This is a genomic window from Kitasatospora sp. NPDC041917, assembly GCF_055589745.1.
In genome coordinates, this window is sequence record NZ_JBVJBI010000001.1 from 121438 (window position 1) to 145519 (window position 24082).

General features: G+C 75.5%; 20 protein-coding genes. 8 read left to right on the top strand and 12 right to left on the bottom strand.

Annotated features, from left to right (window positions below; translation table 11 throughout):
- Positions 1 to 27: 27 nt before the first annotated feature.
- The 3 genes from ACZ6EM_RS00590 to ACZ6EM_RS00600 form a co-directional block, all read right to left on the bottom strand.
- On the bottom strand, positions 28 to 771 hold the full coding sequence (locus ACZ6EM_RS00590) for a nucleotide exchange factor GrpE (protein ID WP_465771287.1): 744 nt from the start codon (positions 769 to 771) through the stop codon (positions 28 to 30).
- Complete coding sequence (locus tag ACZ6EM_RS00595) at positions 768 to 1190, bottom strand: hypothetical protein (protein WP_359905463.1); 423 nt, start codon at positions 1188 to 1190, stop codon at positions 768 to 770. Before ACZ6EM_RS00595 ends, ACZ6EM_RS00590 begins: the two co-directional genes overlap by 4 nt.
- A 143-nt stretch (positions 1191 to 1333) precedes the next feature.
- On the bottom strand, positions 1334 to 5491 hold the full coding sequence (locus tag ACZ6EM_RS00600; RefSeq protein WP_465771288.1) for a hypothetical protein: 4158 nt from the start codon (positions 5489 to 5491) through the stop codon (positions 1334 to 1336).
- A gap of 241 nt (positions 5492 to 5732) precedes the next feature.
- Here ACZ6EM_RS00600 and ACZ6EM_RS00605 point away from each other — a divergent pair, with 241 nt between their 5' ends.
- Positions 5733 to 7520 (top strand): serine/threonine protein kinase, encoded by a 1788-nt coding sequence (locus tag ACZ6EM_RS00605; protein ID WP_452180072.1) that lies wholly within the window; start codon positions 5733 to 5735, stop codon positions 7518 to 7520.
- Positions 7521 to 7675: 155 nt separating this feature from the next.
- Here the strand turns inward: ACZ6EM_RS00605 and ACZ6EM_RS00610 are convergent, their stop codons facing one another.
- Positions 7676 to 9919, bottom strand: coding sequence for a heavy metal translocating P-type ATPase (locus ACZ6EM_RS00610; RefSeq protein WP_465771289.1), 2244 nt, complete (start codon positions 9917 to 9919; stop codon positions 7676 to 7678).
- A gap of 229 nt (positions 9920 to 10148) precedes the next feature.
- Here ACZ6EM_RS00610 and ACZ6EM_RS00615 point away from each other — a divergent pair, with 229 nt between their 5' ends.
- Together ACZ6EM_RS00615 and ACZ6EM_RS00620 are read left to right on the top strand one after the other, a co-directional pair.
- Positions 10149 to 10430 (top strand): metal-sensitive transcriptional regulator, encoded by a 282-nt coding sequence (locus ACZ6EM_RS00615; protein WP_452178173.1) that lies wholly within the window; start codon positions 10149 to 10151, stop codon positions 10428 to 10430.
- A 50-nt stretch (positions 10431 to 10480) separates the two neighbouring features.
- Positions 10481 to 11380, top strand: coding sequence for a hypothetical protein (locus ACZ6EM_RS00620; protein WP_465771290.1), 900 nt, complete (start codon positions 10481 to 10483; stop codon positions 11378 to 11380).
- A gap of 93 nt (positions 11381 to 11473) precedes the next feature.
- On the opposite strand, the gene ACZ6EM_RS00625 is transcribed toward ACZ6EM_RS00620, so the two are convergent.
- The 4 genes from ACZ6EM_RS00625 to ACZ6EM_RS00640 form a co-directional block, all read right to left on the bottom strand.
- Positions 11474 to 12259, bottom strand: coding sequence for a helix-turn-helix transcriptional regulator (locus ACZ6EM_RS00625; RefSeq protein WP_465771291.1), 786 nt, complete (start codon positions 12257 to 12259; stop codon positions 11474 to 11476).
- A 32-nt stretch (positions 12260 to 12291) separates the two neighbouring features.
- Complete coding sequence (locus tag ACZ6EM_RS00630; RefSeq protein ID WP_465771292.1) at positions 12292 to 13974, bottom strand: amidohydrolase; 1683 nt, start codon at positions 13972 to 13974, stop codon at positions 12292 to 12294.
- A gap of 173 nt (positions 13975 to 14147) precedes the next feature.
- Positions 14148 to 15269, bottom strand: a complete 1122-nt coding sequence (locus tag ACZ6EM_RS00635) for a CU044_5270 family protein (protein ID WP_465771293.1) — start codon at positions 15267 to 15269, stop codon at positions 14148 to 14150.
- Between the two features lie 113 nt (positions 15270 to 15382).
- Positions 15383 to 16030: an RNA polymerase sigma factor gene (locus ACZ6EM_RS00640; RefSeq protein ID WP_465771295.1), complete on the bottom strand. Its 648-nt coding sequence runs from the start codon at positions 16028 to 16030 to the stop codon at positions 15383 to 15385.
- Between the two features lie 94 nt (positions 16031 to 16124).
- Here ACZ6EM_RS00640 and ACZ6EM_RS00645 point away from each other — a divergent pair, with 94 nt between their 5' ends.
- Positions 16125 to 17786, top strand: coding sequence for a serine protease (locus ACZ6EM_RS00645; protein ID WP_465771296.1), 1662 nt, complete (start codon positions 16125 to 16127; stop codon positions 17784 to 17786).
- A gap of 74 nt (positions 17787 to 17860) precedes the next feature.
- Here the strand turns inward: ACZ6EM_RS00645 and metF are convergent, their stop codons facing one another.
- On the bottom strand, positions 17861 to 18787 hold the full coding sequence (metF, locus tag ACZ6EM_RS00650; protein ID WP_452178168.1) for a methylenetetrahydrofolate reductase [NAD(P)H]: 927 nt from the start codon (positions 18785 to 18787) through the stop codon (positions 17861 to 17863).
- A gap of 254 nt (positions 18788 to 19041) precedes the next feature.
- Between metF and ACZ6EM_RS00655 the strand changes: the two genes are divergently transcribed.
- Positions 19042 to 19362: a heavy-metal-associated domain-containing protein gene (locus ACZ6EM_RS00655; RefSeq protein ID WP_465771297.1), complete on the top strand. Its 321-nt coding sequence runs from the start codon at positions 19042 to 19044 to the stop codon at positions 19360 to 19362.
- A gap of 73 nt (positions 19363 to 19435) precedes the next feature.
- Positions 19436 to 19756, top strand: coding sequence for a metal-sensitive transcriptional regulator (locus ACZ6EM_RS00660; protein WP_452178166.1), 321 nt, complete (start codon positions 19436 to 19438; stop codon positions 19754 to 19756).
- Between the two features lie 175 nt (positions 19757 to 19931).
- Here the strand turns inward: ACZ6EM_RS00660 and ACZ6EM_RS00665 are convergent, their stop codons facing one another.
- Both ACZ6EM_RS00665 and ACZ6EM_RS00670 read right to left on the bottom strand, forming a co-directional pair.
- Positions 19932 to 20474 (bottom strand): MOSC domain-containing protein, encoded by a 543-nt coding sequence (locus ACZ6EM_RS00665; RefSeq protein WP_465771298.1) that lies wholly within the window; start codon positions 20472 to 20474, stop codon positions 19932 to 19934.
- A gap of 60 nt (positions 20475 to 20534) precedes the next feature.
- Positions 20535 to 21143: a TetR/AcrR family transcriptional regulator gene (locus tag ACZ6EM_RS00670; protein WP_452178164.1), complete on the bottom strand. Its 609-nt coding sequence runs from the start codon at positions 21141 to 21143 to the stop codon at positions 20535 to 20537.
- Between the two features lie 102 nt (positions 21144 to 21245).
- Here ACZ6EM_RS00670 and ACZ6EM_RS00675 point away from each other — a divergent pair, with 102 nt between their 5' ends.
- Positions 21246 to 22856, top strand: a complete 1611-nt coding sequence (locus tag ACZ6EM_RS00675) for an FAD-dependent monooxygenase (protein WP_465771299.1) — start codon at positions 21246 to 21248, stop codon at positions 22854 to 22856.
- Here the strand turns inward: ACZ6EM_RS00675 and ACZ6EM_RS00680 are convergent.
- Positions 22838 to 23272, bottom strand: coding sequence for a DUF4345 domain-containing protein (locus ACZ6EM_RS00680; protein ID WP_465771300.1), 435 nt, complete (start codon positions 23270 to 23272; stop codon positions 22838 to 22840). The genes ACZ6EM_RS00675 and ACZ6EM_RS00680 overlap by 19 nt on opposite strands.
- 105 nt (positions 23273 to 23377) lie before the next feature.
- Between ACZ6EM_RS00680 and ACZ6EM_RS00685 the strand changes: the two genes are divergently transcribed.
- Positions 23378 to 24016, top strand: a complete 639-nt coding sequence (locus ACZ6EM_RS00685; RefSeq protein WP_452178162.1) for a TetR/AcrR family transcriptional regulator — start codon at positions 23378 to 23380, stop codon at positions 24014 to 24016.
- Positions 24017 to 24082 lie beyond the last annotated feature (66 nt).

Here is a 24082-nt window from a genome sequence, read left to right on the forward strand (position 1 = left end):
TTCCCCTCTTGCCCCTCGTGGTCCTGGCTACTTCTTGCGCTTGGCCTGCTTGGCCACGGCCCTGCCCCGGCGGCGGGCCCGGGGCGGGGCCGCCTTGGGCTGGGCCCGGGTGACCGGCGCGGTGGCGTCGGCGGTATCGGCGGCGGTGGCGGGCGGGGCGGCTTCGGCGGCCTCGGGCGTCTCCGGTTCCGGCAGCGGGACCGGGAAGTGCGCCTCCGCCGCCCCGTCCTCCAGCCGCGGCTGCGGGTCCGGCTCCGGCTCCGGCTCCGGCGCGGCGACCACCACCTGGGCCCGGCGCAGCACTTCGTCCCCCCAGAAGAACCCGGTCACCACCGTCCGCACCACCGTTTCCGGCGCCACCCCGGCGCGGGGCTCGGTGCCCACGATCTCGGTCAGGTCCGGGTCCGCCGTCATGCCCTCCAGCCGCATCGGCCGCACCTTGGCCTTGGCGAGCTGCCCGAGCAACCGCCGCCGGGTGGCCTCCAGTCCGGCGCCGCGCCCGAGCGCCACCAGCTCGCGGTCCAGGCCGAGGGCGGCGAGCGCGTCGTCCACCTCGACCAGGATGCCCAGCAGTTCGCGCTGCTCGGCCCGGGCGGCCTGCTTCTGCTCCGTCAGCTTGCTCCCCAGCAGCGAGGCCCGGAAGAGCAGCCGGCCGAACGCCTGCTCCAGGTCGACGTCCTCGACGCCGGGCGGGATCTCCAGCCGCCGGCGGCCGTCGAGCGGGTCTGCGGCGGGCGTGCCGGTGGGTGCGTCGGCGGGTGCGTCGGTCATTCGGGAACCTCGATCTGCGGCAGCACGGACAGGTCCGCCGCGTAGCGGGCGGGGACGGGTGGTTCGGGGTCGGCGCCGCCGGGGGCGGGCTCGGCGAAGTCGGCGGCCAGCTCGGCGCGGTGGAGGGCGGGCAGGGCGGCCGGCGGCAGCGGTGGGCGCTCGATCACCAGCAGCGGCTCGGCGAGCGCGGGGGCGAGCAACTCGGCGGCCTGGTCGACCGGCTCGGGAGGGAGGGGCTGCTGGAGGTCCGCCTCCAGGCGCCGGTCCGGGTTGCGCAGCAGCGCGGCGGCCTCCTGGATCTGCTGGCGGGTGTACCGGCCGGCCCGCATCGCCGGTCCGACGGCGAGGTTGATCTCGCGCACGCCGGCCGTGAGCGGGATGCCCAGGACCTCGTACGGCGACGGTTCGTTCAGTGGCATGGCGGGCGGTCTCTCTCCTCACGGTGTCGGGGACGGCTCGGGGTGGCGGCCCGGGTGACGGTCTGCGGTCTGCGGTCTGCGGTCTGCGGTCTGCGGTCTGCGGCGTACGGTCTAGGACGACGCCAACTGCCGTGCGGTTGCCGTCAGTAGAGCGAGTTGATCCGCCGCTGCATGACGTGCAGCTCGACGTCGTCCGGGCTGTACTCGACGGCCTTGCGGGCCAGGTCACGGGCCTCGCGCAGCTTCCGGGCATTGGCCTGCTGGACGGCGAAGGAGCCGTAGACGATGCCGAGTTCGCGGCGCAGCTTGTCGGTGTCCTCCGCGGTGCCGGACAGTTCGAGCGCCTCTTCCAGCAGCCGGATCGCCGCGCGGTAGCGGCGGCCCTCGTAGTGGCTGATGGCCTTGCCGCGCCAGACGCCGACCATCAGCCGGCGGATGTCGGTGGAGTCGTCGTAGGACCTGGCCTTCTGGAGCATCGCGGCCTGGTCGGTGAACGGCTGGTCCTCCATACCGTCCACCACGTGGTTGGCCAGCATCACCGAGACCCGGCGCGGGGCCTCCTGTTCGACCCCGCCTTCCCATTCCGGGTCGGCGCGCAGCGCCTCGGCCATCCACTCGACGGCGCGCCGGCGGTCGTCGGCGAAGGCGGCCGAGCGGGCGAGCTGGCGCAGCACGAAGGCGAGGCCGAGCCGGTGGTCCGGATCGGGGTTGAGTTCGATCAGCGCCCGCCAGGCTTCGGCGGCCTCCACGAGTTCCGCGTCGGTGGCGTCGGCGTGGCTGAGCTGGCCGGCCCGGTTGCCGAGGGCGGCCTCCAGGAAGTGGCGGGCGGTCGGGTCGTCGGGTGCCAGCTCCAGGCTCTTCTCCAGCAGCGCGAGGGCGCGGGGGTAGTCCTTGTCCTCGTTGTTGATCTTGCGCGCCCACTGGGCGTAGGTGGCACCGAGGTCGCCCTGCACCTCGGGGTCGTCGGGGGCCAACACCAGGGCCTTCTCCAGGAGTTCGGCGGCCCCGGCCTGGTCGTCCAGGTTGTTCTTGAGCAGCGCGCGGGCCGCTCGCAGGCCGGACTCGGCGGCGATGGCGGCGGCGTCGGCGGGCAGCCTGGCACCGGGGACGGACCGGGCGCGGGTGAGGCTCTCCAGGGCCTCGCGCCAGTCCTGGTTGCGGTGGTGCTCGCGGGCCTGGCTGACCAGGGACTCGCCGAGCAGCGACTGCCAGTCCTCGCCGCGCCGCTGTTCGGGCACCGCGTCCAGGGCGGCGACGGCGGCGGCCTGCCGGCCCTGGAGCTGCAGGTAGCGCTGCGCGCCGAGGTCGCCGAACAGGCCGAGGGCCCGGGTGGGCGCGGGCGCGTCGGGGCCGGCGGGCCGGCGCCAGGCCCGTACGGCCTGCTCGAAGGCCTCGGCCCAGCCGGGGAGTTCGGGATCGTCGCGGAGCAAACCTTCGAGGGCGGGGCCGAGCGCGAGACGGCGGGCCGGGCGGCCGGGCAGGGTGATCCGGATGTCCTCCTGGGCGAAGGCGTCCGCGCAGTGCGCCTCCATGCCGAGGCGCAGCGTCCAGGCGGTGACCTCGTCGCCGCTGCGCCCGGCGGCCCGGTCCAGGGCGCGCAGGTCGTCGCGGAGGCGGTCGAGCAGGGCGGCGCGGGCGGCGGCCAGCCGCTGGGGTTCGGCGGTGCGGCCGGTGATCCGGGCGGACTCGGTCCACAGCTCGGGCTGGTGCAGGGCGGCGACCAGGCAGCCGAGCGTCCAGGCCCAGACCTCTTCGCCGGGGGCGTCAGGGGCGCCGGGGGCGTCAGGGGCGTCAGGCGCATCAGGGGTGCCGGAGGCAGCGGCGGCGGCGAGCCGGTAGCCGGCCAGGCCGAGGGCGTGCAGCAGCCGGGGGTGGGCCGGGTCCTTGACCAGCAGCTCCCGGTAGACCTCCCAGGCCTCGCGGTGGCGGCCGTCGAGGGCGGCCTGGTGCGCCTCGTGCTCGGCCAGCAGGACGAGCGCGCCGGCCGCCCGCTCGCGGCCCGGCAGCTCGTGTCCGGGGGCGAGTCGGAGCGCCTGGCGCAGGTCGACGGCGGCCGGGCCGAGCCGCCCGGCCGCGAGGGCGGCGCCCGCCCGGCGGACCAGGACGGCGGCGCGGGCCGTCCCGGCGTCCGCGGGCAGGCCGGCCAGGGCCTCGTCCAGCCGGCCGAGTTCGGCGCGCAGCAGGGCGAGGTCGAGCCGGACGGGCGCGGCGGCGGCGCCCTCGCCGAGCGCCTCGGCCCAGCGGGCGAGCACGGGTTCGGCTTCTTCTGGGGTGCCGGCCCGGCGGGCGCAGTCGAGGACGGCGCGCAGGGCGGGGGCGGCGCAGCGCACGCAGCGGGCCGAGCCGGCGGCCTCGGGGGTGTGCTGGTGGTCGGTGCAGGCCTCGCGGCCGCAGCCGCCGCAGGTGCCTGCGGCGGGGCGGTCGCAGAGCGCGCAGTCGCCGGTGGGCGCCGCGCCCGCCGCCGTGCCCGAGGCCAGGAAGTACCGGTACCAGTCCAGTGCGGCGGCCCAGTTGCCGGCCCGTTCGGCGAGCAGGGCGCGCAGCCGGGCGGTCGCCGGGTCGCCGGCCGGGTCGGGCGGGCCGAGCAGGGCGATCGTCCGGGCCGGGCGGCCCGCCAGCAGGGCGACGGCGGCCAGGTGGTAGCGGTCGCGCAGGCCGCTGCCGGCGTCGAGCAGGGTGGTGACCGGCTCGGGGGTGCCCTCGGCCAGGGCGAGGGCGGCCCGCAGCCGGGCCTGGCGGTGGGTGAGGGCGCCGGGCAGGGTGTCGGCGAGGGCGAGCGCGGCGGCGGCGCGGCCGCGCGGTTCGGCGTGGTCCCGGCCGGTGACCAGCAGGTGGGCGGCCTCGCGCAGGGCTGCTTCGCGCAGGGCGGCCCGGTAGCCGGGGGCGGCCGGGTGGTCGGCGGTGGCCTGCTGCCAGAGTTCGCGGGCGGCCGTCGGGTCGGTGGCCAGGCGGGTGCGGGCGAGCCGGTCGCGGGCCAGGGCCCGGCGGGGGCCCAGGTCCTCGTCGTCGAGCGACTCCCAGCGGGCGAGGGCGCCGGCCGGGTCGTCGGCGCGGGCGCGGGCGAGGCCGTGGTGGAAGGCGGCGACGGCGGTCCAGCGGCTTCCGGGTTCGGTGTCGGCCTCGGCGCGCAGGATCGGCTCGGCCTGTTCGGCCTGGCCGGCGGCGAGCAGGGCGGCGCCGAGCCGGACCCTGGCGGGGCGCCAGTCGGGGGCCCCGCCGAGGCCGGCCCGGTAGTCGGCGGCGGCCTCGGCGGGGCGTTCGGCCCGCTCGTGCACCAGGGCGAGGCCGAGCCGGGCCGGGGCGAAGTCGGGCCGGACGGTCAGGGCGGCGGTGAACTGCTCCCGGGCCGGTTCGTCGGCGCCGAGCAGCAGGGCGAGCCGGCCGAGGGCGTAGCGGGGGCGGGGGTCGGTCGGGCTCTCGCCGGCGGCGGCGGCGAGGTCGGCCCAGGCCTCCTCGGTGGCGCCGAGGCGCTGGCGGGCCAGGCCGCAGAAGAGCAGGCTGTCGGTGCGCAGGGCCGGGCCGCGCCCCCACGGGGAGGGGTCGCCGGGGCCGCGGCGCAGGGCCTCGTCGAAGGCGGTGACGGCGGGTCGGTCGCGGTGCAGGGTGTAGAGCTGGGCGCCCCAGCGGAACCAGAGTTCGCCGCTGCCGGTGGGGGCGGCGGCGGCGAGCAGGGCCTCGGCGTCGGCGGCCCGGTCGGTGGCGCGCAGCAGGGCGGCCCGGGCGAGCACGGGCCAGTCCCGGCCGGGCAGGGCGGCGAGGGCGGCGGCGGTGACGTGTTCGCGCTGGTCGGGGGTGCCTTCGCGGCAGCGGTGCTGCAGCCAGTCGACGGTGCGGACGGCGGCTTCGGCCTCCTCGCCGGGCTCGGCGCCCGCGGTGGTGGCCTGGAGGAAGGCGAGCAGCGGGCCGAGGTCGCCGTCGGGGGCCTGCATCCGTTCCTCGGCGAGGCGGCGCAGGCTCCACCGGGGCAGCTGCCGGGCCGGGTCGGCGAGCAGCGGGTAGGCCTCGCGGTACAGGGCGAGGGTGGCCTGCTGGTCGCCGGTGGAGGCGGTGGCGTCGGCCTGGCCGAGCAGGGCGAGGCCGCGCTGCGGGCGCAGTTCCTCGGGGGCGTCGGCGAGTCGGCGGGCCAGCCGGGCGTAGCGGCGGCGGGCCTGGGCGGCCCGGCCGGCGGCGAGCCGTTCGGCGGCCGCGGCCAGGGCCTTCGTCACCGTCGCGGCGTCCAGGGTCCGTCGGCGGCGGGCCAGGACGACGGCGGCCGCACCGGCCAGCGCCAGCACGACCAGCAGCACCGCTATCAGTGCCATGCACCGTCCCCCTGTGTTCGGACACCGACCATCGCATGATCAACTGCCTTTGGGCGATCATGAGTTGACTTCGTGTCGTGATGTTGCCCGGGCGCCATCAGAATAGGCCCTCGATCGGACGGACGAACAGGAAAGAGCACTATCCTGGGCATCGCGCCGCCGGCGGAACGGCAGCACGGCAGCGGCTCAACAGCAGCGCGCCAACAGCGCGTCCACAGCGGTCAGTAGCGTCGGGGGTCGTGTGTCGGAGTCGCGTTGGGTGCCCGGGCTCCGGTTCGGGCCGGAGTTCGACCCGGAGCAGTACGAACTCCTGGAGTTCCACCACCGGGGCGGTGAGGCCGAGGTGTGGCGGGCGGTTCGCACCGGACACAACGGGCGCAAGGAACTGGTCGCCGCCAAGATCATGCTGGAGCGCGACCCGACCGAGGTGCGGCGCTGGCTCGGCCGCTGGGACGACGTCTCGCACAACGCGCACCGGCTGGGCGTCACCGACCTGGTGGTGCCCAGCTTCCTGCTCGGCCCCTCCCCGCACCGGCCCGGAACCCCGCCCGGCGGCGCGCTGCTGGGCTACCAGATCTCGCCCTGGGTCGAGGGCGCGCCGCTGCACACCTGGGCGCGCGGCCAGCGCGGCGGTCCGTCGGCGGTGGCGGAGGTGCTGACCCGGCTCTGCCGGATCGTCGACGAGCTGCACCGCAAGCGCTGGGTGCACCGCGACATCTCCCCCGCCAACGTCCTGGTGGACGGCCAGGGGCAGGTCAAGCTGATCGACCTGACCTTCCTCGCTCCGCTGGACCACACCCTGACCGTCGCGGTGTTCACCCCCGGGCACGTCCCGCCGGAGGCCGAGCAGGTGGGCGGCTTCCCGACCACCGCCAAGGACCTGTTCGCGGTCGGCACCCTCGCTCGCACCCTGCTGCTGCCCGACCACGGCCGGCTGGACCACCGGCTGGCCGCCGAGCAGGCCCGCGCCGAGCTGCTGGCCGCGGGCTACGGCGAGGAGTTGGCGCGCTGGGCCTGCGAGCCGCTGGCCCGCGAGCCGGACCGCCGCCCCTCCCCGCTCGGCCCGTGGGCCGCCCGGGGCCGCGAACTGCTGCGCGGCCACCGGCCGGTGGCCCGCACCGCGGGTCTGGCCGTGCTGCCCGACCCGGCCGGGGGGCCGCTGGTGGTCACCGGCGGCGCCGACGGCACCGCGCTGGCCGGGCCGGGCAGCCGCGACCGGCGCCTTCCGGCCGGCCAGGGCCTGTCCGCCGTACGGGAGTTGAGCGCCGGCTGGGCCGGACCCCAGGGCGAGCTGGTGGTCTGCGCCGAGGACCGCGGCGGCACCCTGTGGGTCGGTACGGCGACCGGCTGGTGGGAGGCGGCCCGCGGGGTCAACGGCCTGGCGGGCGCGGTCGGTTCGACCGGGGAGATGACGGTCTGGACGGCGGCCGGCGGCGCGCTGCGCTCCTACCGCTGGGCCCCCGGCCGCACCCTGACCGGGCAGGAACACCCCGGCTGCCCGGCCGACCGGGTGCTCGCCGCCGAGGAGGAGCGGCCCGGCGCCTGGCTGCTGCTGGTCGAGCACCGCGAGCGGGTGCTGAGCTGGCGGCCCGGCGCCGCGCGGCCGCCCGTCCCGGTGGGCCCGGCCGGGCCGCTGCGCGCCGGGGCGCTGGCCCGCACCTCCGCCGGACCGCAGGCCGCCACCCTGCGGGCGGACGGCTCGGTCCAGTTGCACACCCTCGGCGCGGCCGGGGCGGGCACCGAGATCGGCGACGGCGAGCCCTCGCTCGGCATCGCCATGGTGGGCCACCGCGGCGGCCCGACCGTCGCACTGGCCGGCGCGGGCGGCGTACGGCTGCGGCTGCCGGCCGGCGGCGCCTCCCGTCGGCCGCGCTGGTGGCGGCCCACGCTGCGTCCGGCCACCCGGGTCGCGCTGGCCATGGGCGACGACTGGAGGCTGTGCCTGGCGGCGGTGGTGGAGGGCGAGTTGCAGGTGTGGCAGGAGGACGCGGCATACCGCTGGCAGGCGGTGGGGCTGCCGGAGGACTGACCGGCCGGACCGACGCCGAGGCCCCGGAACCCTTTGCGGGGTTCCGGGGCCTCGGCCCGGCGGTGGGAAGTGGCTCGGGTCCCCGGCGCCTCGGCGCCCGGACGGACGCGGGGTCCCCGCGGAAGCGCGGACGAGGCGGAGGCGGAGTCGGCCGGTCAGCGGAAGCGGCGCAGCCGGAGGCTGTTGCCGACCACGAAGACCGAGGAGAAGGCCATCGCGGCCCCCGCGATCATCGGGTTGAGCATCCCGGCCGCGGCCAGCGGCAGGGCGGCGACGTTGTAGCCGAAGGCCCAGAACAGGTTGCTCTTGATGGTGCCCAGGGTCCGGCGGGAGAGCCGGATGGCGTCCGCCGCGGCCAGCAGGTCGCCGCGGACCAGGGTGAGGTCGCCGGCCTCGATGGCGGCGTCGGTGCCGGTGCCCATCGCCAGGCCCAGGTCGGCCTGGGCGAGCGCGGCCGCGTCGTTGACGCCGTCGCCGACCATCGCCACGACCCTGCCCTCGGCCTGCAGCCGCTTGACGGTGTCGACCTTGTCCTGCGGCATGACCTCGGCGATCACGTGCTCCGGCGCGATGCCGACCTCGGCCGCCACGGCCTCGGCGACCAGCCGGTTGTCGCCGGTCAGCAGCACCGGGGTCAGGCCCAGTGCGCGCAGCTTGCCGATCGCCTCGGCGCTGGTCGGCTTGACCGCGTCGGCGACCTCCAGCACGGCCCGCGCCTCGCCGTCCCAGCCGACCGCGATCGCGGTGCGGCCGGCCGCCTCGGCGGCGGACTTGGCTTCGGCCAGCGTCTCGGGCAGGTGCTGCGACCACGCGTTCAGCAGGGCCTCCCGGCCGGCCACCACGGCGTGGCCGTCCACCACGCCCTGGACGCCCAGGCCCGGGACGTTCTCGAAGCCCTCGACCGCGGGCAGTTCGCCGGCCTTGGCGGCGGCGGTGGCGATCGCCCGGGCGATCGGGTGTTCGGAGGCGTGCTCCAGGGCGCCGGCCAGGCGCAGCACCTCGGCCCGGTCCACGCCCTCGGCGGTGTGCACCGCGAGCAGGGTCATCTGGCCGGTGGTGACGGTGCCGGTCTTGTCCAGGACGATGGTGTCGACCTTGCGGGTGGACTCCAGCACCTCCGGGCCCTTGATCAGGACGCCCAGCTGGGCGCCGCGACCGGTGCCGACCAGCAGGGCGGTCGGGGTGGCCAGGCCGAGGGCGCACGGGCAGGCGATGATCAGCACGGCCACCGCTGCCGTGAAGGCGGCGGTCCAGCCCTCGCCGGTGCCCAGCCAGTAGCCGAGGGTGGCCACCGCGAGGGTGATCACGATCGGCACGAAGACCGCGGAGATCCGGTCGGCGAGGCGCTGGGCGGCGGCCTTGCCGTTCTGCGCGTCCTCGACCAGCCTGGCCATCCGGGACAGCTGGGTGTCGGCGCCGACCCGGGTGGCCTCGACCACCAGGCGCCCGCCCGCGTTGACGGTGGCACCGGTGACGGCGTCCCCGACCCCGACCTCGACCGGAACGGACTCGCCGGTCAGCATCGAGGCGTCCACGGCCGAGGCGCCCTCGACCACCGTGCCGTCGGTGGCGATCTTCTCGCCCGGCCGGACCACGAAGCGGTCGCCCACCGCGAGATCCGCGATCGGGATGCGCAGTTCGGTTCCGCCGCGCAGCACCGTCACGTCCTTGGCGCCCAGTTCCAGCAGCGCCTTGAGCGCGGCCCCGGCGGTGCGCTTGGAGCGCGCCTCGAAGTAGCGGCCGGCCAGGATGAAGGCGGTGACGCCGGCCGCCGCCTCCAGGTAGATGTTGGACGAGCCGTCGCTGCGGCCGATGGTGAACTCGAAGCCGTGCCGCATGCCCGGCATCCCGGCGTCGCCGAGGAACAGCGCCCACAGCGACCAGAGGAACGCGGCGAGGGTGCCGAGCGAGACCAGGGTGTCCATGGTCGCGGCGCCGTGCCGGGCGTTGGTGAACGCGGCCCGGTGGAACGGCCAGGCGGCGTAGGTGACGACCGGCGCGGCGAGGGTCAGCGACAGCCACTGCCAGTTGTCGAACTGGAGGGCCGGCACCATCGCCATCGCGATCACCGGGACCGCGAGCGCCACCGCGGTGAACAGCCGCTGGCGCAGCGGGGCCAGTTCGTCGGCCGGCTCGGTCTGCTCGCCGCTCCCGCCCTCGGCGACCGGGGGCTTGGGCAGCGCGGCGGTGTAGCCGGTGGCCTCGACGGTGGCGATCAGGTCGGCGACCTCGACCCCGCCCTCGAAGGAGACCTTCGCCTTCTCGGTGGCGTAGTTGACGCTGGCGGTGACCCCGTCCATCCGGTTGAGCTTCTTCTCGATGCGGGCCGCGCAGGAGGCGCACGTCATTCCGCCGATCGAGAGTTCCACCTCCGCGGAGGCGGGTGCCTGGGTAGTCATCGTCGCTCCTCGTGACGTCGTCGTGCGGTACGTTCGGCGGCCGGGCCTTCATACCTAGGAGGGGTATCGGGCGGTGCCGGGTTCACTTATACCCCCGAGGGGTATCGACCGCAAGGGTTGAGCGATACCCCCGGCAGGTATTTTCCGGGGCGGCGACCGCTTGACTCAATACCCCCATGGGGTATTCACTCAAGGCATCGAACCCCGCCGGAACCCCGAGGAGGACCCCATGGCCGGCTACCACGACGACAAGGACCGGCTGCTGCGCCGGCTGCGCCGCGTCGAGGGCCAGATCCGCGGCCTCCAGCGCATGGTCGACACCGACACCTACTGCATCGACACGCTCACCCAGGTCTCGGCCGCCACCAAGGCCCTCCAGTCGGTCGCCCTGCAGCTGCTCGACTCCCACCTCGCCCACTGCGTCCACGACGCCATCGCGGCCGGCGGCGCCGAGGCGGACGCCAAGGTCGCCGAGGCCACGCAGGCCATCGCCCGGCTCATGCGGGCCTGAGCGCCCGCCCCGCCCCCCTTTCGCTCCGCGCCACGAGGAGAAACCGCGTCATGAACACCCCGCTGCGCATCACCGCCTTCGCCGCCGGACTCGCCGCCGCCTTCGGCCTCGCCCTCGGCGTCGGCCACGCCACCGGCAGCGGCGGCCCCTCCCCCAAGCCCGCCATGGCCGGGCACGCGGGGCACACCGAGGCGTCGGGCGGCGGCGCCGAGCACCTGCCCGGCGGGCTCCAGATCTCCGAGCGCGGCTACACGCTCAGCGTCGAGAACCCCTTCGTGACCGCCGGTTCCCCCACCGACCTGCGCTTCCGCATCCTCGGCAGTGACGGCAAGCCCGTCACCGCCTACCAGCAGGAGCACGAGAAGGACCTGCACCTGATCGTCGCCCCGCGCGACCTGTCGACCTTCCAGCACCTGCACCCGACCCTGGCCGCCGACGGTACCTGGAGCGCCCGCACCGCCGTCCCCGCCGCCGGGGAGTACCGGGTCCTCGCGGACTTCACCCCGTCCGGCGCCGCCGGGGGACTCACCCTCGGCGCCGACCTGCACGCCGCGGGCGACCTGCGGCCGGCCCCGCTGCCGGAGACCGGACGGACCGTCACGGTCGACGGCTACACCGTCACCCTGGGCGGCGACCTCACGCCCGGGCGCAGCGGCAGGCTGACCCTGAGCGTCAGCAAGGACGGCAGGCCCGTCACCGACCTCCAGCCCTACCTCGGCGCGTACGGCCACCTCGTCGCGCTGCGCGCCGGCGACCTCGCCTACCTGCACGTCCACCCGGACACCGGCGCCCCGGGCCCGGAGATCGGCTTCACCACCACCGCCCCGAGCACCGGCGGCTACCGCCTCTTCCTGGACTTCAAGCACCAGGACACCGTCCGCACGGCGGCCTTCACCGTGACGACGGACGGCGCCGCCGAGGCCCCGGCCCCCGCCGACCACCAGCACTGAGCGGGCCCGTCCGCAGGGTGCCGGACGATCCCGCGCCGACCGCCCCGCCCGGACGGCTCGGACGGCTCGGACGGCCCGGGCCGCCGGTCAGCGTCAGCGGGAGCAGCCGATCCCCCAGGCCGCGGCCCGGGCCGCGGCGGCCGCGCGGTTGGGGAGGTCGAGCTTGGCGAGGATGTGCTCGATGTGGGTCCCCACCGTGCGCGGCGTGATGTACAGCCGCTCGGCGATCTCCCGGTTGGTGCGGCCGGCCGTCAGTTCGGCCAGGACCTGGAGCTCCCGGGGCGAGAGTCCGCCGGGCCGGGACGACGCGGGCGGGACGGCCGCGGTCGCGCCCTCGGGCCGCGAGCCCTCACGGGGGGCGACGGCCGCGGCGAGCGCCTCGCTGAGCAGGGTGACCACGGCCCGGGCGGGATCGGGCGCGCGCCGCGGCCGACGGGTGCTCACGTTCAGCATCCCGACGTACCGGCCGTCGACGGCGAACAGGCACTGGGCCACACCGCCCTCGATGCCGAGGGGGCGCAGCACCTCCCGGAAGCCCGGGGAGGCCGCGAGGAGCCGCCCGGGGACGTCCCCGAGCCACAGGCCGCCCCGGGCCGGACTGCGGAGCACGGGGAACACCGGATCGTGGTGCAGGCGGGTCTCGATGTACGCCGTGGCGTCGTCCGGGTAGCTCCCGGCCAGGGTGGTGTGGTGCCCGCGCAGCGGATCCCACCGGGCCAGGGAGGCGTGCTCGTACTCCATCACCTCCGACAGTGCCGCCAGGACCGCGTCGAGGCCGGTCGTACCGGCCGCGGCACCCCTGGCGGCCTCGCGGACCCGGACGGCCGCGTCCAGGATGTCCGTCCCGTTCCGTTCCGCCCCGCTTCGCTCCGCTGCCACCGTCCAAGGATGATCATGTGCCCGGAGTTACGTCAATCGCGCGGGGCCTCGTGCACGATCCGCCCGTCCATGACGGTGAGGACGACGGGCATCGTCGGGATGTCGCGGGGGTCGGCGGCGAGCAGGTCCCCGTCGAGCACGCACAGGTCCGCGGCCTTGCCCGGCTCCAGGGAACCCTTCCAGTCGTCGGCGAAGTCCTGCCAGGCCGCGTCGATCGTGTAGGTGCGCAGCGCCTCGGCCAGGCCGATGCGCTGCTCGGGGCCGCTGACCCGGCCGGCGGCCTTGGACTCGCGCAGCATCATGGTGGCGACGCCCTGGCGCCAGTCCGGGTGGGTGACGGGCGCGTCGGATCCGCTCGTGACCCGCACACCGGCGTCGACGGCGTCGCGGTAGGGCCAGGCGTACGCGGCCCGCTCGGCGCCGACGAGCTCCTCCTCCATGTCGGCGACGGTCCACTTGATGGTGGGGTTCATGTTGACGCCGAAGCCGTGCGCGGCCAGCACCTCCATGCTGTGCGCGGTGAGGAAGTCGCCGTGGATGACGTAGTGGCGGGCGTCGGGCCGCGGGTGCTCGGCCATGGCCGCGACGAAGGCGTCCGCGACGGTGTCGATGGCCCGGTCGCCGGTGACGTGGACGCCCAGCTGGTGCCCGGCGGTGTGGGCGAGCCGGATCATGGCCCCGATCCCGGCGGTCCGCTCGCTGTCGGTGTCGCCGCCGACGCACAGGGAGCCGCAGCCGCCGCCGACGTACGGCTCGTGCATCCAGGCCGTCCTGTTGGGGACGATGCCGTCGGCGAAGACCTTGACCCCGTGGACCGCGAGGCGGCGCGGATCCGTGTCGCCGAGCCCGCCGAGGGCGGCGAGGCCGCGGGCGAACTCCCCGGTGGTGCTCGCCATGCCGGTGGGCAGCAGCAGGACGCCGACGCGGGCGGTCAGTTCGCCGTCGGCCAGCAGCCGGCGGTAGACGTCGAGGGTCTCCTCGCCGAGCGCGCCCCGCATGATGCCCTCCCCGCCGGGGCCGAGCCCGGGCTCCGTGTAGCTGGTCACGCCGAGCCGGGCGAGGGTGGCGAGGGTCGTCCTGATCGCGTCGGTCCGCTCCTGCCGGCCGAGCGGCGGCAGCGCGTTCTGGACGAGGGCCTGGGCCCCCTCGTGGAGCAGCCCGGTGGGCTCCCCCGCCTCGTCCACGACGATGGCTCCGCCGGGCGGGGCGACGGTGTTCCGGTCGATCCCGATGAGCTCCAGGGCCTTGGAGTTGACCCAGGTGGCGTGTCCGGAGAAGGAGTACAGCACGACGGGGTGGTCCGGGCTCACGGCGTCGAGGTCGTGCCGCGAGGGCTGCCGCGACGGGTCCAGGAGGCACTCGTCGAGGTACCCGGTGTCCCAGCCGTGCCCCGTGGTCCACTGCCCGGCCGGGGTCCGTCCGACGGCCTCCCGTACCGCCTCGGCCACGTCCCCGAGCGAGGACACCGCGGGGTGGCCGAGGTCGAGGGAGAGCGGCGGCGTCGCCATGCCGAAGGCGCATCCGTGCAGGTGGGAGTCGTTGATGCCGGGAAGCAGCGTCGCCCCCCGCAGGTCGACGACCCGGGTGCGGGGCCCGATGAGCGGGGCGACGTCGTCCCTCCCGCCGACGGCGCTGATGACCCCGCCGGTCACCGCCAGGGCCGAGGCGACGGAGAAGTCCGCGTCGACCGTGACCACCCGCCCGTCGAGAAACACCAGATCCGCATACGCCGCACACGAGTCCACAGGACGTCCTTTCGGTAACCGGGCGCACCGCGGCCACCCGCGGACGCTCCTGCCAGGACTATGGCCGCGCCCCCGCCGCCCGCACATCGGTCATCCCACCGATGCGCGCGGGCCCGGGGAGGAGCGCGGGGCCGGTGCGGCCGTCAGTGCGCCGGCGGCCCGGATCGGTCTGCCGCCCGCGGGAGTTCGCCGACCCGGTCGACCGCCCCCTTGACGAGGACCGCGGACGTGCCGACCACCGTCCCGGCCGGCCCCGCCTCGCCGGCCTCGCTGAGGACCGTGCGCTCGCCGAGGAACGCGTACGTGGTCCGGTCGAAGACCCACTGCGTCTGCCGCCCGTGCGCCGTACGGGCCACGGCGACGCCCTCCCGGCCGGCGGCGTCCCCGGCGGACGGGACCACGGTGACCCCGGGGATCCGCTCGGCGGCGCGGTAGAGCGCGGCACTGACCTGCGGCGGCGCCCAGGTCTCGGCCAGCAGGTCGCCGATCGCCGCGAAGGCCCGCTGGTCCGGGTCCTGGCCGTCGCCGCCCCGGCCCGCACCGTCCTGGCCCGCACCGCGGGTCTGTTCCCGGATCAGCCTCAGCAGGGCTTCCGGGTCGGTGGGCAGGGAGGCGACGTACGTGTGGGTCGGTTCGCCGATCGACGGGCCGCTCCCGCGCGAGGCGTCGGGCCGCGGCGTCGCCCCCGGCCGATCGAGAAGGAGGACCGGCCCGTCCTCGCCGAGCCGGGTGTCGGGCCCGCCCTCCTCGCGCAGCAGGCCGGGACGGCTGCCGTCGGCGGACAGCCAGACCTGCCGGGTGTGCGCGGGAGCCATCGTCACCGGGCCACCCGCCGCACTCTGCGCGGCGTAGGCCACCCTGCTCTCGATGAAGACGAACCGGTCGGCGCCGACCGTCGGCTGCTCCGGCCCCGCCGCGGCGGCGAGCGCGATCCGGTCGAGGAGCCGAACCGCTTCGGAGGCGACGGCGGCACCGCCCTGCGCCGCCGTACGGTCGCGCCCGGCCGTCCCCGCGCCCCCGAGGTCCACCACCAGGACACCGGCGACCGCGAGCGCGCAGGCCAGCGCCGGCACCGCGATCCGGAACCTTGCCGGACGCCGGAACGGGGCCCGCGGGGCGGAGCGGCGGCCCGGCGGCTCCGCGGATGCGGCGGCCCGGCGCAACACCTGCTCCCTCAGCCGCAGTTGACGATCCGCACGCAGGCCGGGCACCGCCGGCGGCGGCAGCAGCTCGGCGAGCTCGCGGCGCTCGGACTCCCCGGACACGTCCGATCTCCCGGGTTCCCCCGACTCCTCGGGCTCCCTGGGCTCCTCAGGTTCCCCGGACTCCCCGGGCTCCCCGGACGACGGGCGCGGCCTACCGCGCCATGGGGTGGCGTTCATCCGTGGCTCTCCTGGGTCGACGGCCGGAGCGCGGGGAGGCGGCCCGGTACGGGCAGGGCGGGGACGGCGGCGCGGGCCCTGGCGTGCGCCCTGGCCGCGGCTCTGGCCTCGGCATGGGCCTCGGTCTCGGTGAGTTCGCGCAGTCGGGCGCGGGCCCGGGACAGCCGCGAACGGACCGTGCCGACCGGCGTGCCGAGCGCCTCGGCCGCGCTCGCGTAGTCCAGTCCGGCCCACACCACGAGGGTGAAGACCTCCCGGTCGCGGCGCCGGAGCCGGGCGAGCGCCCGGCGCGCGGCACGCAACTGCTCCACGTCCGCGAGATGCGCGACCAGGTCGTCTGCGAAGTCCGGGACCGAACCGCGCTCCGGGATCCGGGCGAGCGCGAGGTCACGACGCCGACGGGCACGGGCGTTGCGGCGCATGACGTTGGTCGCGATCCCCAGCAGCCACGGGCGCAGCCCGTCGCCGTCGGGGTGCAGCCGCTCCCGGCCGCGCCACGCCTCCAGGAAGGTCGTCGAGACGACGTCCTCGGCCTCCGCCCAGTCGCCCGTCACGCGCAGGGCGTAGCGGTACAGCACCTGGGCGTGCTCGTCGTACAGCTCGCCCAGGACGTCGGGGTCGCCGCGGCGAAGACGCGTTCTCATGAGTGCTTCCACACTCCGCCCTGCCCGGTCCGGCGCCCGGGTTCCGGTGACGTGCGTCACAGGAACTCCCCCGCCCGTCCGAGCAGTACAGGACATGACCGCAACCTCCGCTCCCCGTTCCGCACGCCGCTCCGTCGCTCGTTCCGTCCCTCGTTCCGCCACCCGCTCCGCCACCCGCTCCGTTCCCCGCCGGAACGCCCTCCGGGCCCTGGCCGTCGCCGTCGCCCTGGTCGGCACCTCGACCCCCGCCTTCGGCGGCACGGCCTTCACCGGCACGGCCTTCGCCGCGGAGCCGGAGACGTACACCCTCACCGTCAAGCACCTGGACCGCGCCGGCCGCGCGACCGCGCCGTACCGGACCAGCGTCACCGGGATCTCCGGCCCCGGCGCCGACACCTCGGTCCAACTGGACGCCCCCTCCGGCACCACCACCGTGCGGCTGCCCAAGGGCCGGTACCTGCTGGACAGCAACCTGACCTCGGGTCTGGAGCCGGGCGGCACGATCTGGACGGACTGGATCGTCCAGCCGCGCCTCGACCTCGACCACGACACCACCGTCACCGTCGACGCGCGGACCACCGCCCTCGTCGACGTCCGGCCGCCGGACGACACCGCGCGCTTCCGGCACAGTGGGATGTTCGTCGAGGTCACCCACAAGGGTTCCACCCGGACCGTCAACGTCGCCAACGGGTCGCCGAACCTGCGCGTCGCCCACCTCGGGCCGGAGACCGAGACCGGGGAGGTGAAGCAGTGGTTCGACGTCAACTGGGAGACCGGCACCCGCGGCTACCTGCTCGGCAGGACCTTCTCCGGCACCCGCGCGCTGACCGGGCTCAGCAAGCACTACTCCGCGCGGGAACTGGCCACCGTGAACATCCGCGGTGCCGCCGGCCCGGGCGGCGCCGGCACCGCGCTCGTCAGCCTCCAGCCGACCGACGGAGCGAGCATCGGCGAGTCCCGGAGCATCGCCACCCCCGGCACCGCCACCTTCCTCGTCGCACCCGAGCGCGGCACCTGGGACATCGGCGTCACCGTCCCCCGCGCCGACGGCACCCGGCCGAACCACTACACCGCCGACCGCCTCGCCGTCCGGGCCGGCACCACGACCACCCACACCTTCGACGGCCCCGTCTTCGGCCCCGCACTCACCGACCGGCCCGCCGTCTCCCGCGACGGCGACCGGATCACCGCCGACGTCCCGTTGCTCGCCGACGGCGACGGCCACGCGCCGTGGACCCCGTCGTTCGACACCGCCTACACCTCGCTGTACCGCGACGGCGTGCTGGTCGGCGCCGCGTCCGGCGCGGCGGGACGCGGCGAGTTCACCGTGACCCCGGACAAGGCCCCGTACCGCCTGGCCGCCACCGCGACCCGCAAGGCCGCGGCCGGCGCGACCACCCGCGTCAACGCGTCCTGGACCTTCACCTCGGCTGCCACCACCGAGCCGACCGCCCTCCCGGTGAGCGTCGTACGGTTCTCCCCCGAGCTCACCCCGGCCGGCACCGCGACGGCCGGCAGCCCGCTGCGCATCCCGATCACCGTGCAGGGCGCCGCTGCCGACGGCCGCACCCGCTCCCTGACCGTCTCGGCCTCCACCGACGGCGGCGCCTCGTGGACCCGCCTCCCGGTCGAGGCCGGCGCCGTCACCGTCCAGAACCCGCCGACCGGCACCGCCGTCTCCCTGCGCGCCGAACTCACCGACGCCGACGGCAACACCCTCGACCAGACCATCACCGACGCCTACCGCACCCGGTGACCCCCGCCCACACCTGACGGCCGCCCACCGGAAGTCCCGGCCTCGCGGAACGGATCCGTGGGGGGAGTTCGGGGTCAGGCGGGGGTGGCGGTCAGGAGGCGGGCCGTCGGGTCGAGGTTGCGGTGGATCTCCAGTGCGGCGGTGGAGCGGTTCAGGGTGATGTAGTGCAGGCCGGGGGCTCCCTCGTGGAGGAGGCGCTCGGCCATCCGGGTGGCGTGGTCGACGCCGATGCGGTGGGCCGCCGCTCGGTCGCCACGGGCCGCTTCCAGTCGCCGCGCCAGGCCGGCCGGGAAGGACGCGCCGCTGAGCTCGGCGAAGCGGCTGATCTGGCGCACGTCGGTGGCGGGCATGATCTCGGGGATGACCGGGGTGTCGCAGCCCGCCGCGGCCAGCCGGTCGCGCAGCCGCAGGTAGTGCTCGACCTCGAAGAACATCTGGGTGACGGCGTAGTCGGCACCGGCGCGGCACTTGGCGACGAAGTGCCGGATGTCGCCGTCCCAGTCCGCCGAGCGCGGGTGGCGTTCCGGGAAGGCGGCCACGCCGACGGTGAACGCGCCGCAGTCCTTGACCAGTTGGACGAGCTCGGCCGCGTACCGCAGGCCCTGCGGGTGCGGCTGCCAGGCGCCGTTGGGGTTGCCCGGCGGGTCGCCGCGCAGGGCGAGGACGTCGCGGATGCCGGCGTCCGCGTAGCGCCGCAGGACTGCCTGGAGTTCGGCGGTGGAGTGGCCGACGGCGGTCAGGTGGGCCACCGGGCGCAGGGTGGTCTGCGCGGCGATCAGCTCGGTGGTGCCGATGGTGCGGTCGCGCGAGGAGCCGCCGGCGCCGTAGGTGACCGAGACGAAGGTCGGCGCGACCGCCTCCACCCGCCGGATCGCCGCCCACAGGGCGCGTTCACCGGCCTCGTCCTTGGCGGGGAAGAACTCGAAGGAGTAGGTCCGCTCGCCGGCCGCGAGGATTTCGCGCAGGCCGCGCGGGGCGGCGGGCCGGGTGCTCTGGTCCATGGGGTTCACCTCTGGTGGTGGTGTCGGTCGTCCGGGGATGCGGGGCAGCTCCCCCACCTTGCCCGGCACCCGCAACAGGACTGCCACAGAGCCGTGTTGACGCCCGCGTCGCGCCGGACGGCACTGCGCCGGCCGGACGGGAGGCGCCGCGGGGAACCCTCTTCATTACCCTAGGGGGGTATGGTATGTTCACCAGCGAAGCAGCCGCCCGGACAGCCCGGCCGGCGCCGGGCATCCACGACAGGAGCACACCCATGAGCGAGACCACCGTCACCGTCGAGTCCGCCGCCACCGAGACCTCCTCCTGCTGCGGCTCGTGCGGCACCGGCGCCGGCGCGACCCCGGCCGCCGACTCCGCCCGGACCTCGGTCTTCCAGGTGAAGGGCATGACCTGCGGCCACTGCGTCACCTCGGTGACCGCCGAGCTGAAGAAGCTCGACGGCGTCGACGACGTCGCCGTGGACCTCGCCACCGGCAAGGTCACCGTCGGCAGCACCCGGTCGCTCGCCGACTCCGAGGTGGCCGCCGCCGTCGACGAGGCCGGCTACGACCTGGTCGGCCGCGTCGAGGGCTGACCCGCAGACGTCGGCCCGGGCGGGCACCACCCCGCCCGTCCGGGCCGACTCCCCCTGCCGCGCCGCCGGTAGAGTGTGGGCACGCCTCACCGCACAGGAACCGGAGACGGCCATGGCCAGCTACAGCTCCCACAAGGACGACTTCCTCAAGCGGCTCCGCCGCATCGAGGGCCAGATCCGTGGTCTTCAGCGCATGGTCGAGCAGGACACCTACTGCATCGATGTCCTGACCCAGGTCTCCGCCGCCAGCCGCGCCCTCCAGTCCTTCGCCCTCCAACTCCTCGACGAGCACATCGAATGCTGCGTCCGGGACGCCATCGCCGAGGGCGGCCAGGAGGCGAGCACCAAGATCCGCGAGGCCAATCAGGCCATCGCCCGTCTGGTCAGGTCCTGACCCTCGTCAGCGACGCAGGCTCCACCCCGGCTCCCGGCTGCTTACGCGCCGGGAGCCGTCGCCATGACGGGGTGGGGGTATGCTCGACAGCCATCCGGCCTGTGGAGCAGCCGACTTGGGGGATCAACCGGGTCGTCGATCGACGACGCCCCGACGCCCTGACGCCCTGACGCCCTCAGACCCGGTCGAGCGGGCGGTGCGGGCCGTCGGGCAGCTCGACCGCGACGGTGTCGCCGGGCCGGACCGGGCCGCCGGTGCGGACGATGCCCATGATTCCGGCGCGGCGCACGATCGCGCCGTCCTCGGCGCGGCCGACGACCTGCTTGAGCAGGCCGGGCCGGTAGGCGTCGATCTGGGCGCACGGGTTGCGCAGGCCGGTGATCTCCACCGCCGCCTCCGGGCCGATCCGCAGCACGGCGCCGACCGGCAGGCCGAGCAGGTCCACGCCCTCGGTGGTGATGTTCTCGCCGAGCGCGCCCGGTGCCACGTCGAAGCCCGACTCGCCGAGTTCGGCGAGCAGTTCGCGGTGGATCAGGTGGACCTGGCGCAGGTTGGGCAGGGTCGGGTCCTGGGCTACGCGGGAGCGGTGCCTGACCGTCACCCCGGCGTGCACGTCGCCCTCGACGCCGAGTCCGGCGAGCAGCGTGATGCCGTCCCGGTTCGGCTTGGTGAACGAGTACTCGGCGTTGCTGCTGACTGCCACCACGATGCCGCTCATGTTCCGGGCTCCCTTCACGGACGTTCGTTCGATCGACACTGAAGCACAGCCACCGTGCGGTCAGCCCTCCGAGGGTGCCCGCAGCAGCGGCAGCACGACCTCGTCCAGGATCTCCTCCACCACCTGGTCCGGCGCCACCGTCCCGCCCGTCAGGAAGGCGTCGCGCAGCAGGTCGAGCGGGAGCGAGACGACCCTCGGGGTGATCCGGTCGGGGTTGATCTCGCCCCGGTCGGCGGCTCTGCGCAGCATCGTCTCCAGGGTGTTCACCGGGCCGCCGGAGGTCAGCGAGCCGGTGAAGCGGGCCCGGAGTTCCGGGTCGCGGAGCAGGTCGACCAGGAAGGCGTGCACGGCCTCGCCCGGCAGGTCGTCGAAGCGGTGCAGCAGGCTGCGCATGAAGAGCAGCATGTCGGTGCGCAACTCGCCGGTGTCCGGCGGTTCCTGGAAGTCCGGGGCGTTGTGGCCGAGGGCGGCGATGACCAGGGCGGGGCGGTTCGGCCAGCGTCGGTAGAGCACCGGTTTGCTGGTCCGGGCGCGGGCGGCGACGCCGTCCATGGTGAGCCGGTCGTAGCCGTGCTCGACGAGTTCGCCCCAGACGGCGTCCAGGATCGCCCGTTCCAGTTCGTCGCCGCGCCGCCGCACCGGCTTGCCCTGCTCCACGGGTTTCCGCACCCACCCCTCGTAGATACGTTGCGTTTCTTGTGGGCCCGAGTCTACAGTCGGAAGCAGGAAACGCGCCGTATCTTATGGCCGGACGGCCGAGGGGGATCCGTCATGCTCACCGTTCACAGCACTCGCCCCGCCCACCCCGACCGTGCGACCGAGGTCCTGGTGGTCGGCGCCGGCCCGGTGGGCCTCGCGCTCGCCCTCGGCCTGGCTCGCGCCGGGGTCGCCTGCCGCGTCGTCGAGCGGGAGCCGGGCTTCCGCGACCGGGGCGTGCGCGGCAAGGGGATCACCCCGCGCACGCTGGAGGTCTTCCACGACCTCGGCGTCGCGGACGCGATCCTCGACCGGGGCACGCTCAACCTCAAGGTCCGCACCTACGAGGGCGACCGGATCGTCGGGGAGGTCGACCCGGCGCCCACCAACCGCCCGACCCCCGACCGCCCGTACAACGGCATGCTGCTGCTCGCCCAGCACCACACCGAGGCCGTGCTGCGCGAGCGGCTCGCCGGGTACGGCGTCACCGTCGAGACCGGCACCGAGCTGGTCGGCCACACCCAGGACGCGGACGGCGTGCTCGCCACCCTCCGCCGCGACGGCCGCACCGAGCAGCTGGGCGCCCGCTACCTGGTCGGCTGCGACGGCGGCCGCAGCACCGTCCGCAAACTGGCCGGCATCCCCTTCCTCGGCGAGACCTGGGACGAGGAACGCTTCCTGATGGCCACCCTGGACGTGGACGGCCTGGACGCCGACCGCATGCACCTGTGGAACCACCCCCGACTGGGGGTCGGCGCCCTGGTGCTGGTCCCGATGCGCGAGGACGACACCTGGGCCGCGCACGTCCTCGTCGAACCGGACGGGCACGGCGAGCTGCCGGCCCCGACCCCGGAGACCTTCCGCCGGTTGTTCGCCGAACGGGCCGGTCTGCCCGGGGTCCGGCTGCACGAGCCGACCTGGTCCACCGTCTGGCGGCCGACGGTCCGGATGGTCGAGCGCTACCGCGACGGCCGGGTGTTCCTCGCCGGGGACGCCGCGCACTGCCACTCGGCGGCGGGCGGCCAGGGCATGAACACCGGCATCCAGGACGCGCACAACCTGAGCTGGAAGCTGACCGCCGTGCTGCGCGGCGCACCCGAGGCACTGCTGGACAGCTACCAGGCCGAGCGGCTGCCGGTCGCCGCCGCCGTCCTGACCGCCACCTCCACCCAGCACCGCAGACTGTTCAGCGCCGACGGCGCCCGCGCCCTGACCGACCAGTTCCGCACCATGTCCAACGCGGCGGGGGCCGACTTCACCGGGCTGTCGGTCGGCTACCGGGGCGGGCCGCTCGGCCGCGACCTCGACGACACCACCGGCATCCGGGCCGGCGACCGCGCCCCCGACGCGCCCTGCACCACCGCCGACGGCACGCCGACCCGGCTCTTCGACCTGTTCCGCGGCCCGCACCTCACCCTGCTGACGGTCGGCGAGCACCCGGCCCTGCCCGCCGACTCCACCCTGTCCGACCCGTCCGACCCCTCCGACCCGTTCGATCCGCCCGCCCTCCCGGGCCTGCGCCGGGCCGCCGTGCTCGATCCCGGTGGCCACGTCGCCCGGGCGTACGGGCTCCGCGGCGACGCCGTCGTGCTGGTCCGCCCGGACGGCTACGTCTCGCTGACCGGCGCCACCGTCGACCGGGCCACCCTCGCCGCCCACCTGGCGGACTACGCCCCGGTGGGCTGAGCCCCGGTCCGGGCCCGCTCGTCGGCGTCGGCGTCGGCGTCGGCGTCGGCGTCGGCGTCGGCGAGCCACAAGTACACCGGCGCGAGCCCGAGTTCGATCGCCATCAGCACCAGCTGGAACCAGTGCGGCCGGCCGTCCACCACGATCGACAGCACCCGCGCGAGGCCGCCCAGCAGGAGCACCGCCGCCAGCCACCGGACCGTCCGGGCGGGCACCGGCGCCTGCCGGGCGGCCCGGATCCAGGCGACGCCGTACCCGGCGAAGACCGCGCCCATGAAGCGGCCGAAGCTGCCGACCGTCGGACCGGCATCCGCGATCCCGGGCATCGCGGCGTTTCCCAGCAGGATGTGGAGGAACCCGATCGCCACGCAGGCGATCCCCATCGTCCACGTGAGCACCCGTAACGCCTTGGCCATGACCCACCCACCCACCCGTCAGAGGTCTGGTTGACACGTGTCTACCAATCGTGCCCCATCAAGCCGGCGCCGACAAGTAGACATGTGTCAAGTAGCCTGGCCCGCATGCCAGTCCACGAACGACGCCGTCGGCTCTCCCTCGCCGAGCGACGCGCCCAGCTGCTCTCCGTCGGCGCCCGACTGTTCGCCGAACGGCCGTACGAAGAGGTGCTGATGGAGGAGGTCGCCGAGCGGGCCGGAGTCTCCCGCGCGCTGCTGTACCGGCACTTCGCGAGCAAGCACGACCTCTTCGCCGCGGTCTACCGGGAGGCCGCCGACGGCCTGCTCGCCAAGACCCGCTTCGACCCGGCCGACACCCTGATCGAGCAGCTGATCGAGGGCATGGACGCCCACCTGGACTACTTCATCGCCAACCGGCACGCCGTGCTCACGGCCAACCGGGTGCTGGCCGGGGACCAGGTGATCCAGACGATCATCGCCGAGGAGCTCGACGCCCTGCGCGGCCGGCTGCTCGGCGTCCTCCCGCTCGCGGACGAGCGGGCGCGGCAGGCCGTGTCACAGGTCCTGCGCGGCTGGCTGGTGTTCGTCCGGGTGCTGGTCATCGACTGGCTGACCGAGGAGACCTGCACCCGCACCGAGCTGCGGGACGCCTGCATCGGTGCCGTACTGGGCGCCCTCCGGCCGCTGCTGCCCGCCGATCCGGCACCCGACCGGGGGCGCCGAGGGCATATCATCGGGGCGTAACGGGAGAAGCACCGCAAGCGTCCAATTGCCTATGAATATATGACAATTAAGCGCTTCGACTCCTCT